This is a genomic window from Dolichospermum sp. DET69 (assembly GCA_017355425.1).
Lineage (GTDB): Bacteria > Cyanobacteriota > Cyanobacteriia > Cyanobacteriales > Nostocaceae > Dolichospermum.
The window spans coordinates 3,067,426-3,084,804 of record CP070233.1 but is presented as its reverse complement, the minus strand read 5'-3'; the positions used below and the strand labels follow the sequence as shown (position 1 = coordinate 3,084,804).

Genomic DNA, 17,379 nt, shown 5'->3' with positions numbered 1-17,379 from the left:
GTAAGACTAGCAACGGTTAGCGTCAGTCAGTGAAGCGTCAAGAATCACCGCACCTTCAGGTCGGTGAGTATGTCAACAATTAATCTTTTGCTGGTAATGTAATACCGGTTGTGCCGTCGGGATTAGTAACTACCTTTCCTCCTAAAGTTTCAATTTCCCGAATTGCTCGTTTGCGCGTTTTTGCATCTACATTATTGTTTAAAACCATTGCCCATGTGGCAACTCTCGCTGCTTTGCTATCAGGATTTTTACTCAGGAATTTGGCACTTTTTTGAGAGACAAATGCTACTTGTTTACTTTCTTGATCAGTATAAGTGTCTGCCCATTCTGCGGCTTTGAGAAAAGATTTTTCTGCTGCTTGAGCATTACCCAAGAATAATAACTCATCTGTGCCTTTATAACGCCAAATATAGTAGGATTTTTTTGGCACTTGTGGGGATAGAGATTTTAAACCATTTTCCATTAAAGCTATAGTCTTATCTGGCATACCACCGTATAAAGATGTACTTACAGAAAGCCCTAAGTAAGCTTCTAAAAATCGTGGGTCACGTCCTAAAATAACTTCAAAATATTCTGGACTGAGACTGAATCCTGTTTTATCTCTAGCTTCATCATCTCCAAAGAATTGCAAAAAATCAATATATACCCAATCTGCAATTAAGTTTTTATAACTAAAACTGGGTAGATTTTGGAGTAAGTTCAAGCGAAGACTTTCTTTTTTGAGGTCTTTTTCCAGAGTTTCTGCGGAAATAGATTGTTTATTGATTAATAATTTTTGCAGTTTTGGTATTTGCATTAAGCTAATACTGGCAATACACAAGCAAGCAACTAAGGGGGTGGTAATAGCTTCACGAGATAAAAACATAGGTAATAGGTAATAGGTAATAGGTAATAGGTAATAGGTAATAGGTAATAGGTAATAGATAATAGGTAATAGGTAATAGGTAATAGGGTGAAAATTATTAATTATTGCAGCAATTGGTAAGATTGTTGAGCTATTGCCCAATCTTCCTGAGTTTCGATGACTAAAATTCGCACTGTTGAATCAGATGTGGCAATATCAACATCAATAGGTTGTTGTTGGTTTTTCTCTAGATCAATTTTCAGTCCTAAAAATCCAAAGGCTGTACAAGCTGCTTCACGGATTCCTGCGGAGTTTTCTCCTACTCCAGCGGTAAAGACTAAAACATCTAAACCAGCTAAACTAGCCAGCATTGCCCCAATACCAGCCCGTAAACGATGTACGTATATATCCCAAGCTAGTTGGGCGCGTTGATTACCTTGCTCTTGGGCGGCTATCACCTCTCTTAAATCGCTCGATACTCCAGAAATACCATATAATCCTGAAGATTTATTCAACAGATTATCTAATTCTTGACTAGAGTAATTATACTGCTGTAATAAATAAATTAAAATCCCTGGGTCAATGGAACCACTGCGGCTACCCATCATTAAACCATCCAGGGGGGTAAATCCCATTGTTGTGTCAATACTGCAACCATTTTTGATAGCAGCTAGAGAACAACCGTTACCTAAATGACAGGTAATTATCCGCAGAGATCGTAAATCTTGACCAAGAATTTCCGCGGCTCGATTAGCACAATACTGATGACTGATGCCATGAAATCCGTAACGCCGAATACCTTGCTCTACTAATTGATATGGGATGGGATAGATGGCTGCGGCATCGGGTAAGGTGCTGTGAAATCCGGTATCAAAAACTGCAATTTGGGGGATATTCCCTAGACTATGTTCAATGGCTTCAATGCCAGCTAAAGCGGCTGGATTATGGGCTGGGGCTAGATTGCATAGGTGAGCGATCGCTTGTTTAACATCCTCAGTAATTATTACAGCCTCTCGGTAATCTTGTCCACCATGTACTACCCGATGTCCTACCACTTTTATTGCTGATAAATCATCAATTACCTTGGTTGTACCATTAATGAGAGTAGATAGCAGATACGCAAATTGCCCCTGTCGAGAATCACTAGCAAGGGTTTCTTGAAGTTTTGCACCTGTAGCGGTTTTGACTGTAATTTCTGTCTGATTTTGGTCTTGACTCCAATTGATTTTCCCTTCCCATAGAGGTTGGGGTGCTACATTAGGAATTGGGGTTGTTATGTCATACAGACAACTTTTTTGGCTGCTAGAACCGGCATTGAGAATGAGTATCTTCATAAATTAAAATTATTTTTTGGGTGGAGTAAAACCAAACTTTGTAAAAATCCAGTGATACCATTCTTGATGAGTGGTAACAAAATTTAAAGCTGATTCTAAATCTAAATCTATATCTAAATCTTTGTTATAAATGCTGATTATTAGATCATAAATTAAATCAAAGAGAATTCTATCTTGTTTATTAAAGAGAACAAAATTACCATTAGCACTATTTTCCAGTTGTGTGATTCTTTCCTTACCGACTTGACCAGTAATATCTGGTTGACGTTCATCTCTAATTAAATCAAACTTACTTTGCGGATTATTAATCACCAATTCATTAAAATTATTAATCCGACTTGTAAACGGAGTTCCACTAATTTCCAGAAAAGCAATTACATGATATTGATTTCCCTTTTCTATGACAATATGTTCTGGTAATACCTTTTTACCTAAACGATATTGTGTTAACTTAAATGACTGAATATGAGTTAAAGCTTCAGCAATATTCTTCAATTTACCAACATCATCACCATCACTAATAATAGATGGATTATGATATTTTTGTTCTAACTCAATTCTATGCTCATGGAGATATTCAATTACAGGATTTACCCCAATTACAGTTTCACCGGATAAGTAAGGTGCTATTTTCTCCTGTAAGTTGCTTAACTCGACAGAATCAGGTAATTGTATGGCTTTAATTAGTTGACTTAAAACTTCTATAGATATTTGTTGTTGTTGCTGTAAAAATTTTAATTGCTGCTCTATTTTTTCATTACTATCTAATTCCCGAATTGGTTTTCTTTCATCTGGCAAAGAAATGCCATTAACTCGATAGTCATAGTATTTAGCAGCCCGATTTAAAGCCCCACGAATAGGTTTTTTTCCTAAAATATCATCTAAATCTTCAGGTAAAAATAACTGTTCTAAGGTAATATCTACAAATTGCATTTTTACCTTGAGAATAGATTTAACTTCGGCTTCTGTTGGTTGACGTAAAGAAACTTGATATCCAGATACTCTACCAATAATAGATTGATCAAATATTGTTTGAAACTTTTCCCACCTATCAGGAAATAAATTCAGGATAATTAAACTATTAGGAACATGAGTAAAAATTTCTTTGATAGCTTCCCCAAAATTCAACAAGATTTCTTGATTGTGAGCAAGTCCTAAACCTTCTAATTGATCAAAAATAATAATTAAAGGTTCATCTAAAACAGATAATTTACCTAAAACTGAAATAGCTTCTAGAGAAAAAGCTTCTTTACTAATTTCCTCTCCCCAATTTGGTAAACCAATAGTTTCCGCTTCTTTGTCAGTTAAAATATTTCCTGCTAACCAACGAGTGGTAATATTTCTATATTTATAATCTGTATAACTGCAATATTTAACCATGCCTTTGATAATAGATAAAGCAAAACTTCCCGCAGCATAATGACTCAGCCACCATTCATTAATGGTCTTTTCTATATATTGCCAATATTCCCGTTTTCGTTGGGTATTTTCTCTACCTAAAGCATTAATACTGTTATCTTCTAAATCATATAAGGCTTTTAAAATCTCTATATCCTTTTGTTTGGCTTCTCTATTGGGAAGAGTAATTATTTTCCGAAAAGTATTAATAATTAAAGAATCTAATTGAGGCAAATTTACGGTTTTTTCAACTAGAGATTCTAAAATCCTACTATAAATATGATAAAGTACAGATTGAGCATTATTAGGTTGACGGATAAACAATAATCTATTACTTGATAATCTTTCATGAGCAAGTCGCATCATTAAATGAGTTTTACCAGTTCCTGGTTCTCCAATAACAACTACACCTTTACTTTGATGATTAGGATCTAATTTGATGTTATTTAAAGCAGTTTGTAAAGTCTGAAATTCTCGATGATAAGTATCAGTATAATCTGGGTGATGTTGAAAAGGAGTATCAACTCGACTGCTGCTAAATGGATTAGGTTGTTTCTTGAGACGTTCTAAGATAATTTTTCGATAAAGATGATAAGTAAATGTGGCATCATAACTAGCGGTATGTGCCATATTCGGCAGAAAATATTGATTATTAGCTCGCAAATTAAAATATTTACTCAGATACTCTAAAGAATAACTTTCTAAACCTGCAAAACAGTCTTTAGCCAAAATCCAAGTACAATCAAATTCTAAATTTTGCCAAGGTAAACCAACCTGTTGAAAACTCCGCTTGAGGATATCAATATCATGTTCTGCATAGTGACAGATAATTTTTTTATCTTCAACAATAGTCAGAAATTCTGTTAATAAGGTTTTCAGACTTTTGAGATTTAAAACATTTTGAAAACCATGAGAATTACCATCACAAAAACCTTCATAAATTACAGCACCTTGACTATCAACAATAGCTAATTCAGTTAAATTTGGGTTGCCTTCCGTATCTAAAACAACAAAGTCCATATTAGTTTATTGGTAAGTAGATAATCATCACACCTGGTATAATCACATCATAAACTATACAGCACTGATTTCACCAAATATCTACTTATCTTTAGTGGGTAACTACCGTCTTTGGTTGCCTTGAAGATTCTCTATCTCAGTCTCCTGACTACTCTGGATGCGTTTTTCCATTTAACGCTGTTCCATGAGGTAGTTCTCTCGGTTACGTTCACAATTCGAGATTACATCTAACTTTTTCCGTAAGAGTTCGGTTTCTTGTATCTTAGACTTCAATGGACTCACCCGCCACACGTCAGCACTCTTTTAAGTTAGTCATTATTCTTAAAAATATATTATTCGCAAGGGTTTGTCAAGGGTTTTTTCTCAAATATTTATTGGTGATCAATGTTTTTCATGAGGACATTGTTTCCTACTCACCATGATTCAGATGCTATCCTAAATCTGTAACCTACTATTAGAATTTTGAATTTAATTGTATGCCAGGTAGAAAAAAGCTAGACCGTTATAGTTTACACGCTAGAGTTGCCCCAAACACTAACGATAAACTCAAGGAAATCGCTTACAAATTAGGCTATATTTATAATCAAGAAGGATCAGCAGGACAACTTTTAGATGCGATCGCTGATGGTGAAATTATTTTAATTGCTGGGAATAAATCTACTAAAAGTAGTTGAAAACTTAGAATAACTGGGTTACACTTTTGTGATAAGGGATGAAAAAAAATACCCCTGATCAGGAGGTGATAAAGATCGTTCAGTCTAGTGATAACGGAAACAGCAACGGTAACGGACAGAAGGAATATAATCCTGAAGTTGAGTTTGAATACCTAGATTCTGATGTCTGGATTGGGACAGATGATAAAGGTAACAAAACTGTTGCTTATACTGAAGATGTTAAAGAAGCCTTGGAGGAAGGTGAAGAACCGGAATCTGGCAACTCTAGCAACTAAGTAACTGATTAGCCCCTAGCTCACAACTGGGGGCTTTTTTTACCATCTCTAACTTAATATTAACCTATGTCTACTATTATTCATCCATCAAATTACCTAATTGTTGAGCGTGAAGCAACTGCCTGGTTCTTTAAACCAGGGGATAAAGTTTTTTATAATGCTACTAATAAACCAGTTAATCTTGCACTAGAAAGCAGGTTAGAAAAATTTGGTTTAACTACAGAAACAATCATGATTGAAATGTTTCGGATTAATGGCGGAAAAGCTGGCTACTACTTGACAAACCTCCGCAAAAAACAATACTATTACTGTGGAACTGAATGGCAGGATGTAAAACTCAAGTTGAGAGAATTTGGTATTGGCCGTGATGACCCTGAATTTTAATATTTCTAGGATTCAAACCTCGGTTTTATTAGAAATCGGGGTTTTCTGGTGATGTTTTTGCAATATCTAGGCTGAGTATTAGCGTAGCGAGATACTGCTATATTATATTTCTACAAAATCCCTAGTTATCTAAACCTACGGTGTACACACATCCTTACCCAGAGGGAGTTTCCATCTAGAAAAAAAGGATTGAAACTGTTGTAGCCTATGAATTAAAGTGTGAAATACCGGAGGTTTTTGCCAGCTATGGCGAAGCCCTCAGCAGGAATCGCCAGATGAACTGGTACTATTACTTGCGTTTACCAGCGCGACGTGGTGCAGAAGAACTAGGTCCAGACTTTTTCTCACCTGCTGCTGTGCGTGAAGAAGGCGGTTTAGCCGACCTTTGGGAAGCAGATTTAGGAGCAGAACGACGAGTTTTATGGCCACCACCACCAGAAGGCGCTTTGCGGCCATTGGGAATAGGTTCAGCCTTAATTTCCGGGTTGACTGCAAAACCAGGAATAAATTCTTTCGGTAAACGCTGCTCAATTAGCTTCTCAATATCCGCTAACAAGTGATGTTCATCAACACATACCAAAGAAATCGCTTGACCTTCCGCCCCAGCGCGTCCAGTCCGACCAATGCGATGCACATAATCCTCTGGGACATTGGGCAAATCGTAGTTAATCACGTGGGGTAGTTCGCTGATATCCAGACCACGGGCGGCAATGTCAGTTGCTACCAATACCTGTAAAGTTCCATCTTTGAACTTAGCCAAAGCGTGTGTCCGCGCCCCTTGACTCTTATTCCCGTGAATAGCCATAGCTTGAATGCGGTCTTCACCTAACTGTTTGACTAAACGGTCAGCGCCATACTTGGTGCGGCTAAATACTAATACTTGATACCATTTATTTGCCTGAATGAGATGAGCCAGTAATTGGCGCTTCCGTTCCCGGTCTACATGATAAACTTTTTGGACAATTTTGGCCGCAGTCACATTTCGACGGGCTACTTCAATCATTGTCGGGTTATTTAGTAACCCAGCCGCGAGGGTTTTGACTTTATCGGAGAAAGTAGCAAAAAATAGCAAATTCTGGCGCTGTTTGGGCAGCAGCGAGAGAATACGGCGGATATCATTAATAAAACCCATGTCCAGCATCCGGTCTGCTTCATCCAGTACCAACACTTCCACACGGGACAGATTCACAGTTCCTTGTTGTACATGGTCTAGCAGTCGTCCGGGGGTAGCCACCAATATATCTACGCGGTGTCTCAATTTCTGTTTTTGGGGTCCAATACTCACGCCCCCAAACATCACCATTGAATTTAGATTTAAGTATTTACCATAATCACGAACACTTTCCTGCACCTGGGCTGCAAGTTCACGAGTAGGTGTGAGAATTAACGCCCGAATTGGTGGAAATCCATTAGCGTTGTTTTTAACGTTTTGGTCAGCGGATAACCGCTGTAGTAGCGGTAGAGTGAAACTGGCAGTTTTACCAGTACCAGTTTGCGCTCCAGCCATAATATCACCTCCAGCCAATGCCACAGGGATTGCCTGCATCTGGATTGGTGTAGGTTTATCGTATCCTAGCTCACTAACAGCACGGATAATTTCAGGGGACAAGCCGAGATTAGAAAAAGACATAGAACTCCAGAAATAACATCGGCCTGTCGCCAATCACGGCTTCAGTCTTAGGCGGACGAATGGTTTAAAATGCTAAGTGGGCAATAAACACCAAGACTAGGAGCAAATGCCACAGTCTCCTACTATAGCAGAATTATCTGGAAATCTGAAACTATGTGCATCTAAAATTAAAATCAGTCCTACGGGATATTGCTAAATACTGAAAAATACCCGTAGGAAACTATTTTGAATTGTTTAAGGCTTTTCCCTTAACCAAACTTCTAAATCACTAATGTTTGAAAAATCTAATAATACATCTCCTAGTGACTCCAATTCATCAGTAGATAATCCTTGAATTTGCTCTATTAAGGATATTTCAAGTTGCCCAAATCGGCGATTTAATAATCGGAGAATTATTTGTTGTTCTCCTTCTTGTCTTCCTTCTCGTTCTCCTTCTTGTCTTCCTTCTTGTCTTCCTTCTCGTTCTCCTTCTTGTCTTCCTTCTTGTCTAGCTCTTTCTCTATCCTCTTGATAAAGCGGTGCTAATCTCATAACTAACTCCCTATCATCTGTTTCTATCTGTTGATTAATGTTTAAATTTTTCTGGAGGTTGTACAGCAATTCTAGCGTCACTTTCCGAAATGGATGATTTGTTGGTAGTGCTGCTAATTCATCAATTGCCTGTTTTTGAACTGTGCCACGCCCCAATACTCTCAACCATAATGTTTCTTGATTACATGGTAACTGATGTAAGTAGGTTAGCATTAAAAATTGTCGTTATGGCAAGGCAAGAGGCAAGAGGCAAAAGGCAAGATTGAAGAGGGTTTGGGCGATTTTACTTTTCTTTACACAGATTGGTTTTATTCTGTTCACCTACTTAAGGCAACTATGACTGTCCGTAAATACTGAGGTAAGAAATGTACTCCTGCTACCCAGTCCGGTTTTTGTACCGCACCAAATCCTGATAATATGGTGACAGATGCGGTAGGAGTGAGAATCCATAATTGCGGGACTTCTATATTTTGAATAGAAGTTTTATTGCGGTTTGCTTCTCGTTGTAATGCACTCCGTACTTCTAGTAATTTTAACAAACAATCACAGATTTCTTCTTTGGCTGCTGGATTGCGAAAGGGTTCAAAAATAGCAGGTTTAGTGGCCATTTTCCCCAACAATCCTAATGCTGATAAATTAGCATTTTGTTGAGAAAAAGGGGAAAATAATACATCTATTTCTCGAACTTCGGCAGCAACGCGACTGGGGGCTTGAATTTCTCCATAGGGTTTGAGTAATTCTTCTAAATAGTCTTTAGAAAATTGGTCATGAATGAATCTCGTCATCTCAAAATAATATCGGACAATGTGCTAATTACTCAGATTTTATCTGTTTTTCAACAACTTTATGAAAATGGTTGCAGAAAATGATTTCTTCAAGCAACTCTTAATAATAACTATAGTGAGATAATTAAAGATTGATATAGAGACTTTGTAAACTATGGCTGAACTTCCCAAAACCCTAGAAGATGCGATCGCTCAATCTTGTGATGCGGTAAAATCAGCTTTGGCTGATGGTGTGTCTCGCATTCAAGTTGAGTTATTATTCCCAGAACTCAAATTCATGACAGTTGCAGAACAGTTTCTCCCCCAGTTTACTGAATATGAATCCCGGCTGAAAGTCTTCTTTGCTGATGCTGGTGCGGCTGCTTTAGCCCGTCGTGACTGGAAAGATGCACAATTTCAGATTTCAGATATTGGTACAGGTAGGGCTGCATCTTTAGAAGCGAAAATTCAACCAGAAGATGAAATTTTCCTATTTATCGCTCCAACATCCGTAGAAGTACCACAATTAGAAAAGCTGTGTGAACTAATTGGGGAACGTCCCGTGATTATGTTAACACCCCGACTAGAAGATTCCAGCGTCGTTGGTATCGGTTACACAGCTAGAGAAACCCGTCGGCGCTTCATTAGTACCATTGAATCTTGTTACTATATCCGTCCTGTAGATGATGAATCTGCCCTATTTCGTTGCTACCCTGGGGTATGGGAAGTATGGCTAGAAACAGAGGGTGAATATCAAAAAGTTGCCGAACTCCCCACAAAACCATCTGGTGATGAAATAGACGCGATTCTCATGGGGGGACAAACGGAAAATACTACAGATGCTACACCTGCAAGAAAACCCAGTATATTTAAGAGTTTGCAACGGTTTATCAAGGCTTTGAGCAGTTAGGATGATTCAGAATGTAGAGACGTGACCTGGAACGTCTCTACAAGGGTTTGAGAAAACGTATATTTAATTTTTACCAAATGTCTAGTCTGAATATTTGGTTAATCACCTGATTACCCATTACCAACTACAATTACCAATTACCCATTCTCTGATTATTTATTTTAAAGATGAAATTAATTTGTTCTCAAAGTGATCTCAGTAGTAATCTTTCCCTTGTCAGTCGTGCAGTTCCGTCCAGACCGACTCACCCTGTCCTCGCTAACATTTTACTACAGGCAGATGCCGAAACTAATCAAGTCAGTTTAACAGCCTTTGACCTCAGTTTAGGTATCCGAACTAGTTTTAGCGCTGAGGTATTAGAAGGAGGTACAATTGCTCTCCCTGCCAAACTTCTTGTAGATATCACCTCTCGCTTACCAGAAGGGGAAATTACCCTCGATGACCAATCAGGAGATGGTGGTGGGGAAGGTATAATCGTTACCCTCAAACCCAAAAGCGGCAAGTATCAAGTGCGAGCAATGGGTGCGGAAGAATTTCCTGAATTACCAGTCCTGGAAAACACCGAAGCCATTACGCTGACAACAGCGGCATTAATTGAAGGCTTGAAAGGTTCTTTGTTTGCTACTAGTTCCGATGAAACTAAGCAAGTTCTCACTGGTGTACATTTAACCCTAAAACAAGACACTTTAGAGTTTGCAGCCACGGACGGACACCGTTTAGCAGTTCTGGAAACCACAAATGAGCGTCCTGTTGAAGGGAGCGAACAGGTAGAGGTGACAGTCCCCGCGAAAGCATTACGGGAACTACAACGGATGTTAGGACATAATTCCACTTCTGAAGAAACTGTAGCCGTATACCTTGATCAAGGTCAAGTAGTATTTGCTTGGCAAAATCAACGGTTAACCAGTCGGACTTTGGAAGGACAATATCCCGCTTATAGGCAATTAATTCCTCGACAATTTGAACGCCAAGTCACATTAGAAAGAAAGCAATTTATCAGCACTTTGGAACGAATTGCGGTGTTAGCAGATCAGAAAAATAATATTGTCAAAGTTAGCATTGATAATGCCAACCAAGAAATTACTTTATCTTGTGAAGCGCAAGATGTCGGTAGTGGTACAGAATCAATGCCGGCACAAATATCTGGAGAAAATATAGATATTGCTTTTAATGTCAAATATCTGATGGAAGGTTTGAAAGAATTACCATCTTCAGAAATTCAAATGCACTTGAATCAAAGTTTAACTCCAGTGATTTTTACTCCTTTGGGTGGTTTGAAAATGACTTATTTAGCTATGCCTGTACAGTTGAGAAATTAGGTTCTGAGATGTCAGGGAATCTATCATGGGTTCCCTGACAATTTGTATGACTGTATCAGGGTTATTTAGTAATAAATTTTACCACCACCCCATTTAGTACCAACAACTTTGGGTTCTAGGAGAATATGTCCAGCAATCGCAGTTAAATCATCTTCCGTCAGATTTCGCATGACTGGGAAAATATCCGCACTTTTCAAACTGGGGTGGATTTCAGAGATATCATCTTCACCATCATAGGTAGTAGGATTTTTGAGATAGTCCACCAAACCGACAACATTATTGCGTTTGGGTGTAGCACCTGCTAAAGCGTCTGGTTCTAGCCCCACGTTTTGGTTAGTCTTGGTAACTCCACCAGCATGGCATTGAGCGCAAGCGTAATTAAATAATCTTTTGCCTTCTTTGACTTGTTTTAAGCTGAGGACAACGGTTTCACCTTGGGCATTGAATGGCACTGTGCGGATAGTTTCATCTAGTTCCATCGCTGTTGCACTACCGACAATCATCTGAAATGTTAGCAAAATTGTAGCGACAACAACGCCAATTAGTCTTCTAAACATATTTCCCCTTAAAGATTTTGATGCTTAACACCAACTTTGATTGCAATGCTAAATTTCCATATTGTTCATTACTAATGGGTTATTTGTCTTCGCTAATAGCCATCATTACTAATTATTGGCAGTAAAATTTTGTGTATATATTACCGACAATAGTTGAGGAAAATTACCTGAACACCTTTAAATCCAAGCGGGCTTGATGGTATTTATAGGCAATTAAGAGGCGGTTATACAGAGAAAACACTCTGGCTACAGGATGACTGTAGTAGGCTGCTATCTCTGGCAATTAATAGCTTTGGACAACCCATAACATTTGTGAACTTATAATAGAAATTGAGTCACTGTAATACCAATATCATGTTAGGAGTCCAATTTGTTGCCAAAAATACGATCCTTTATACTCTCAAAATTTGAATTTCTGCCTAGGAGAGAGAAGACAAAGCGAGAATCGCTATTTTTGCCGTTGTGAAATGGAAAGGGTGTAGTTGTAATTTTGTTTCGACAATTCACCGACATACACTGAGTATTTCCCTATAGTCCAGTAACCAGAAAATTTTGGTTTACTATCACCATCATTACTGAGTACACAGAAGCGGCCTCCTGGTCCGTCAATCAATAACGTTGGCTGTCCTTTGCTTTCTACTGTCAACTGTAGATAAGGCAGTGGCTCTTCAACCTCAATTACTTGACTGGGTGTAGTTGAAATATTCCCGCAATCAGTTTTTACCGATCCCCCAGAAGTACCAATTAAATTTGTGGGATCTATTGGCAGAGGATTTTCAATTTTAGTAATTGGGGTTTGGGCAAAACTAGCCTGAGTTAGTAATAAACTGATTGTGAGTCCTAGGGGAACAAGTATAAATAGCCCTAAAGTTTTCATAAGACCTCGCGGTATGTGGGAAACTCAGTGGCTTTAGCCCTGAGAGCGAAGCAACACGAGTGATTTATTCACTGTGGTATTTAAATGCTGATTTTTGAATGGATATAATCCCAGGAATCAGCAAACCTGTTTAAGTCCCCTGGTAGACTATGACCTTATACTATTGATAATGCAATTTATAACAATACTCATTGTATTATGAATAAGACGGGGATCATCAAATATATGTTCCTACTGAATATGTTTTAGTGCAAAGTCAGGAAAACAATCAAAGGATTACGTTAGGCTGGATAAAACCGCAAAACAACAAATTGTTTCATCCGTATAAGTCCTGATAAAATATCCTGATGTTCAAACTAAAACATTCTCAAAACACTAATACAGGGTGGTCTTTGGATCAACGAGATCCCCAGTTCATTGAATCTATGATGCCCATCTTGGGCTTGTTATATAACTTGTATTTTCGAGTCCAAACCAGTGGTTGGGAAAATGTCCCAGATGGAAAAATCCTGATTGTCGGTTCTCATAATGGCGGACTTGCCTCTCCTGATACATCCATGATGTTGTATGATTGGTTGCGTCGCTTTGGTGTGAAAAGACCAATTTATGGTTTGATGCACCCTAAAGTTTGGGATGTATTCCCTCCGGCAGCAGAAATGGCGATGAAAGCGGGCGCAGTGAGAGCGCATCCCAAAATGGGTTATGCTGCTTTGCGGGCTGGCGCTAGTGTCTTAGTCTATCCTGGTGGGGCTGAGGATGTCTTTCGACCCCATGAGATGCGGGATAAAATTTATTTTGCCGAACGGAAAGGGTTTATTAAGTTGGCACTGCGGGAAAATGTGCCGATTGTGCCAGCGATTTCCTGGGGATCACATGATACTCTGATTGTCCTGGCTGATATGTATGAAATTATGCAGAAATTTCATAAGATGGGGATGCCTTGGCTGTTTGGCGTTGATCCTCTAGTTTTTCCTATTTATCTGGGATTACCTTGGGGATTGGCTCTGGGTCCTTGGCCTAATATTCCTTTGCCCGTGACTATCCATACTAGGGTTTGTCCACCGATAGTATTTGAACGGTATGGAAAAGAAGCTGCAAGCGATCGCATTTATGTTAATGAATGTTATGAGTTAGTTAGAAGCAAAATGCAGCAAGAGTTGGATAATTTAATTCAACAAACTACCTATTAATATCATCCTGGCGGTGCTTTTATCGCCAGGTATTTTAACCAGCGATACTCTGTAAAAAATCCATTTCCTCTTTGACTAAATGGCCGTCTTCCATATAAACAATGCGGTCAGCAATATCTAAAATGCGGTTATCGTGGGTGACAAGTAAAATTGTACAACCATGCTCTTTTGCTAGTTTTTGCATTAATTCCACTACATCCCGTCCTGATTGTTTATCTAATGCGGCTGTTGGTTTATTTGATTTCTCTTACAAGCTCAGTCCCTTTAGGGCTGGGTTACTGACTCTTGTCAATAGTCATTGCTAAAATAATTAATCCGTGTAGCTGATATGCAAAAAAAGAGTAAAGAAGTTGAAGAAAGTCCTGGAGAAAGATCACTATTAGTAGAGAAAGTTGATGCTATCCTGACTGGTGCTGAGTCTAAAAAGCTGCGGTCTGTCAGGCTTACAGATACAGTAATTTTGTATATACATGATTCCACCAATCCCATTATGGTTAACTGGGGTGTATTCCTCGTTGCTGAAAAGTTAGCAGATAAGCCGATAAAATTGGTCAGAATGCGGGTAGTAATGAAAGTTGTCAAACTTTTAAACTAGAATATCAGTTAAAATTATTGTCATGTTGAACCGAATTAAAGACTTAACAACAAATATAGCACCTCGATTGGTCGAAATCCGTCGCCATATTCATGCACATCCAGAACTTAGTGGCAAAGAATATCAAACCGCTGCTTTTATCGCAGGTGTATTATCTGCCAATGGCTTGCACGTAGAAGAAGGAATTGGTAGAACAGGTGTTATTGGTGAATTACAAGGGACTCAAGTTAGTGATAGGATACTGGCAATTCGCACTGATATGGATGCTTTGCCTATTCAAGAACGCACAAGTTTAGAATATGCCTCTCGGATTGAGGGAGTCATGCACGCTTGTGGACATGATATTCATACTACAGTAGGTTTGGGGACAGCGATGGTACTTTCCCAAATCGCCCCTGAATTGGGGGGAAAGGTGCGGTTTTTATTTCAACCAGCCGAAGAAATTGCCCAAGGTGCAAGTTGGATGGTAGAAGATGGAGTAATGAATAATGTTGCGGCTATTTTAGGGTTACACGTTTTTCCTTCCATTCCGGCTGGTTCAGTTGGTATTCGCTATGGCGCATTAACTGCCGCAGCAGATAATTTAGAAATTATTATTATTGGTGAATCTGGACATGGTGCGCGTCCCCATGAAGCTATAGATGCAATTTGGATTGCTGCTCAAGTGATTACATCATTACAACAAGCGATTAGTCGAACTCAAAATCCTTTGCGCCCTGTAGTATTGAGTATTGGACAAATTAATGGGGGACGAGCGCCAAATGTAATTGCTGATAAAGTTCATTTATTGGGGACGGTGCGATCGCTTCACCCTGAAACTCGTGATAAACTACCACAATGGATTGAAAATATAGTTTCTAATGTTTGTAATTCTTATAATGCAAAATATCAAGTTAATTATCGTCAAGGTGTACCTAGTGTACAAAACGATAACGCATTAACACAATTATTGCAATCATCTGCGGAAGAAGCTTGGAGTAATGAGCGTGTACAAATTTTACCAGAACCATCTTTAGGTGCAGAAGATTTTTCTGTTTATTTAGAACACGCCCCTGGTTCAATGTTTCGTTTGGGTGTAGGCTATGAAGATAGAATGATTAATCATCCCTTGCATCATCCGCAATTTGAAGTTGATGAATCTGCTATTATTACTGGAGTAGTTACTTTGGCTTATGCCGCTTATAAATATTGGCTGAAGTCTGAACTATGATTTATGTGATTTAGTTGATTTGGATGATTAATTTGGCGGAACTATGATTCTTTTGATTTTTATGATTTAGATGATTAGTCAGTCAGGAAAATCAGGATTATCTTATTTATACAAGCTTTAAGTAAAATTAGAGCGTTTCGTGTTTAAATAAATTTAAGAAAATTACACTGTTAATCATGCCACCAATCGAAGTTATAGATTCAAACTCATCAGAACAAAGCACTAATAATTGGTATTTAGTAAGTGTCCGTTCCAAAAAACGAGAGGTATTTTTGAAATATCTGAATCTAGCTATTAGTCAAAATCAACTACAAGATTTAGTAATAGATATCAAAAGTCCCCAAGATTCAGTTTATCAAGATATTGTTTTATTAAAAACTAGTAATTTCAAAACTGCTTATATACAACTTAAAAAAATTGAATGTTTCCAAAATATCGAACGGAAACCTTTAGGATTAGCACAAGTAAATAGAATGTTGGGTATTGGGTAAGGGTTGATTTCTTAATTAAGATTAAGCTGAGATAATCAGATTTTCTAAATCTCCTACCCAGCGACATTGTAAGCGAACAGTTTCCAAATTAATCTGTGATCGCTCTAGCAATAAATGTTTTACCACAACTAGGACATAATTATTGATTTTTATGACCCGACAACTCCATGACCAATTTGCTAAAGAATATTTAGAAGAATTATTAACATCTTTGGGTAGTGTAGAAACTAGCAAAAAAGTTAAAAGCGAAATCAGAGAGATAGATGTTTGGTTTGTTCCTAATCAATCAAAACCAGAAAATTCCGAATTAGGATTATTAACAAAAATGGCAGTTACAAGCTGTCTATTTGAACCCTTTCGCAATGCTCCCAATGAAATAGAGATTAGAAGTTGTTTGTTGAAATTATACAGTGTTCATGGAGAATTAATCAGACAAGCCAAACGAGAAAACCGCAATATCTCAGAACCAGAATTACCGTATTTATGGGTTTTAACACCAACCTGCTCTGAAAAGATACTGGAAGGATTTAGAGCTACACAAGCAGATGATTGGGAAAAAGGCGTTTATTTTCTGGGAAAATCTCAAAAAACAGCCATTGTAGTTATTAATCAATTACCCATAAATCAAGATACACTATGGTTAAGGGTGTTAGGAAAGGGTAGAATCCAGGAACAAGCAGTAGAAAAATTGATTAAAATATCCACAGACAGTCACCAGGATTATCTACTGGAAATTTTAGCGTCTTGGCGTAGAAATATGGAAATGAACAGTAATCTTAGCGATGAAGATAGGGAGTTAATGATGGCTTTATCACCAGCATATCTTAGACAACGCGAAGTATGGCGTAAAGAGGGATTAAAAGAAGGATTACAAGAAGGATTACAAACCGGACTACAAACCGGAAGACAAGAAGAACTACGTTTAATGGTAGTGAGTTTATTAACAGCACGTTTTGGTAGTTTAGATGCTGAATTATCTGCTGTTATTACTCCTATTGCGGAACTTTCCCTCACAGCGAGAACTGATTTATTACTGCATTTATCTAATCTTTCTCGTCAAGAACTATTAGCTAAATTCCTCATAAGTTAACCTGTCTTTTGTCCGTTGGGTTGACGCAAGAAAACCCAACTTTATATCCCATTGACAATTTTGCTAAATTCAACGTTTAACTTCATCTTTTAGAGAATAAATTGTCCGTCAATTAAGTAACTTACCACCTGATCACATTCAAGATTCTTCCAGTAACTTACTTACCAGATTAAACCACGTCGGGTAATCAGTTTTTCATGAATGAGTTTTTTAAATCACTTTATGCAGAATATTTATTAAAGTTTGATTTTGAATCTTTAAATTGGCATGGTTAAGCGCTTATCAA

The 17,379-nt window shown here is 38.0% G+C and carries 15 protein-coding genes and 4 pseudogenes; 10 read left to right on the top strand and 9 right to left on the bottom strand.

Features of this window, described 5'->3' with window-relative positions; all coding sequences use genetic code 11:
- Positions 1-79: 79 nt before the first annotated feature.
- The 3 genes from EZY12_14130 to EZY12_14120 all read right to left on the bottom strand — a co-directional run bounded on the left by EZY12_14130 (position 80) and on the right by EZY12_14120 (position 4,596).
- On the bottom strand, positions 80-865 hold the full coding sequence (locus tag EZY12_14130) for a hypothetical protein (GenBank protein QSX70666.1): 786 nt from the start codon (positions 863-865) through the stop codon (positions 80-82).
- Between the two features lie 101 nt (positions 866-966).
- Positions 967-2,178, bottom strand: coding sequence for an acetate kinase (locus EZY12_14125; GenBank protein QSX65999.1), 1,212 nt, complete (start codon positions 2,176-2,178; stop codon positions 967-969).
- A gap of 9 nt (positions 2,179-2,187) precedes the next feature.
- Positions 2,188-4,596: an exonuclease gene (locus tag EZY12_14120; GenBank protein ID QSX65998.1), complete on the bottom strand. Its 2,409-nt coding sequence runs from the start codon at positions 4,594-4,596 to the stop codon at positions 2,188-2,190.
- Between the two features lie 476 nt (positions 4,597-5,072).
- Between EZY12_14120 and EZY12_14115 the strand changes: the two genes are divergently transcribed.
- The 3 genes from EZY12_14115 (at position 5,073) to EZY12_14105 (ending at position 5,929) form a co-directional block, all read left to right on the top strand.
- The gene (locus EZY12_14115; protein QSX65997.1) at positions 5,073-5,270 is read left to right on the top strand and encodes a hypothetical protein; all 198 of its coding nucleotides are present in this window, start codon (positions 5,073-5,075) and stop codon (positions 5,268-5,270) included.
- Between the two features lie 65 nt (positions 5,271-5,335).
- Positions 5,336-5,545 (top strand): hypothetical protein, encoded by a 210-nt coding sequence (locus EZY12_14110; protein QSX65996.1) that lies wholly within the window; start codon positions 5,336-5,338, stop codon positions 5,543-5,545.
- 66 nt (positions 5,546-5,611) lie between these two features.
- A complete protein-coding gene (locus tag EZY12_14105) occupies positions 5,612-5,929 on the top strand; it encodes a hypothetical protein (GenBank protein ID QSX65995.1) in 318 nt (105 codons plus the stop codon).
- Between the two features lie 289 nt (positions 5,930-6,218).
- Here the strand turns inward: EZY12_14105 and EZY12_14100 are convergent, their stop codons facing one another.
- The 3 genes and pseudogenes from EZY12_14100 to EZY12_14090 all read right to left on the bottom strand — a co-directional run bounded on the left by EZY12_14100 (position 6,219) and on the right by EZY12_14090 (position 8,875).
- Positions 6,219-7,559, bottom strand: coding sequence for a DEAD/DEAH box helicase (locus EZY12_14100; GenBank protein ID QSX65994.1), 1,341 nt, complete (start codon positions 7,557-7,559; stop codon positions 6,219-6,221).
- A 234-nt stretch (positions 7,560-7,793) separates the two neighbouring features.
- A pseudogene (locus tag EZY12_14095) lies at positions 7,794-8,291 on the bottom strand (DUF4351 domain-containing protein).
- Between the two features lie 119 nt (positions 8,292-8,410).
- Positions 8,411-8,875, bottom strand: a pseudogene (locus tag EZY12_14090) (hypothetical protein).
- A 154-nt stretch (positions 8,876-9,029) separates the two neighbouring features.
- Between EZY12_14090 and EZY12_14085 the strand changes: the two are divergent.
- Both EZY12_14085 and EZY12_14080 read left to right on the top strand, forming a co-directional pair.
- Positions 9,030-9,764, top strand: coding sequence for a DUF1995 family protein (locus tag EZY12_14085; protein QSX65993.1), 735 nt, complete (start codon positions 9,030-9,032; stop codon positions 9,762-9,764).
- A 167-nt stretch (positions 9,765-9,931) separates the two neighbouring features.
- Complete coding sequence (locus EZY12_14080) at positions 9,932-11,083, top strand: DNA polymerase III subunit beta (protein QSX65992.1); 1,152 nt, start codon at positions 9,932-9,934, stop codon at positions 11,081-11,083.
- A 65-nt stretch (positions 11,084-11,148) separates the two neighbouring features.
- On the opposite strand, the gene EZY12_14075 is transcribed toward EZY12_14080, so the two are convergent.
- Together EZY12_14075 and EZY12_14070 are read right to left on the bottom strand one after the other, a co-directional pair.
- On the bottom strand, positions 11,149-11,640 hold the full coding sequence (locus EZY12_14075) for a cytochrome c-550 (GenBank protein ID QSX65991.1): 492 nt from the start codon (positions 11,638-11,640) through the stop codon (positions 11,149-11,151).
- Positions 11,641-12,088: 448 nt separating this feature from the next.
- Complete coding sequence (locus tag EZY12_14070) at positions 12,089-12,517, bottom strand: hypothetical protein (protein QSX65990.1); 429 nt, start codon at positions 12,515-12,517, stop codon at positions 12,089-12,091.
- 347 nt (positions 12,518-12,864) lie between these two features.
- Here EZY12_14070 and EZY12_14065 point away from each other — a divergent pair, with 347 nt between their 5' ends.
- The gene (locus EZY12_14065; GenBank protein ID QSX65989.1) at positions 12,865-13,707 is read left to right on the top strand and encodes an acyltransferase family protein; all 843 of its coding nucleotides are present in this window, start codon (positions 12,865-12,867) and stop codon (positions 13,705-13,707) included.
- Positions 13,708-13,741: 34 nt separating this feature from the next.
- Here EZY12_14065 and EZY12_14060 read toward each other — a convergent pair.
- Positions 13,742-13,948: pseudogene (locus EZY12_14060) on the bottom strand (ABC transporter).
- A gap of 87 nt (positions 13,949-14,035) precedes the next feature.
- Between EZY12_14060 and EZY12_14055 the strand changes: the two are divergent.
- The 4 genes and pseudogenes from EZY12_14055 to EZY12_14040 all read left to right on the top strand — a co-directional run bounded on the left by EZY12_14055 (position 14,036) and on the right by EZY12_14040 (position 17,093).
- Positions 14,036-14,122, top strand: a pseudogene (locus EZY12_14055) (TetR/AcrR family transcriptional regulator).
- A gap of 202 nt (positions 14,123-14,324) precedes the next feature.
- Entirely contained in the window at positions 14,325-15,512 is a 1,188-nt protein-coding gene (locus tag EZY12_14050; GenBank protein QSX65988.1) for an amidohydrolase, read from the top strand.
- Positions 15,513-15,688: 176 nt separating this feature from the next.
- Positions 15,689-16,003, top strand: a complete 315-nt coding sequence (locus EZY12_14045) for a chromosome segregation ATPase (GenBank protein QSX65987.1) — start codon at positions 15,689-15,691, stop codon at positions 16,001-16,003.
- 151 nt (positions 16,004-16,154) lie between these two features.
- Positions 16,155-17,093: a hypothetical protein gene (locus EZY12_14040; protein ID QSX65986.1), complete on the top strand. Its 939-nt coding sequence runs from the start codon at positions 16,155-16,157 to the stop codon at positions 17,091-17,093.
- Positions 17,094-17,379: the final 286 nt, after the last annotated feature.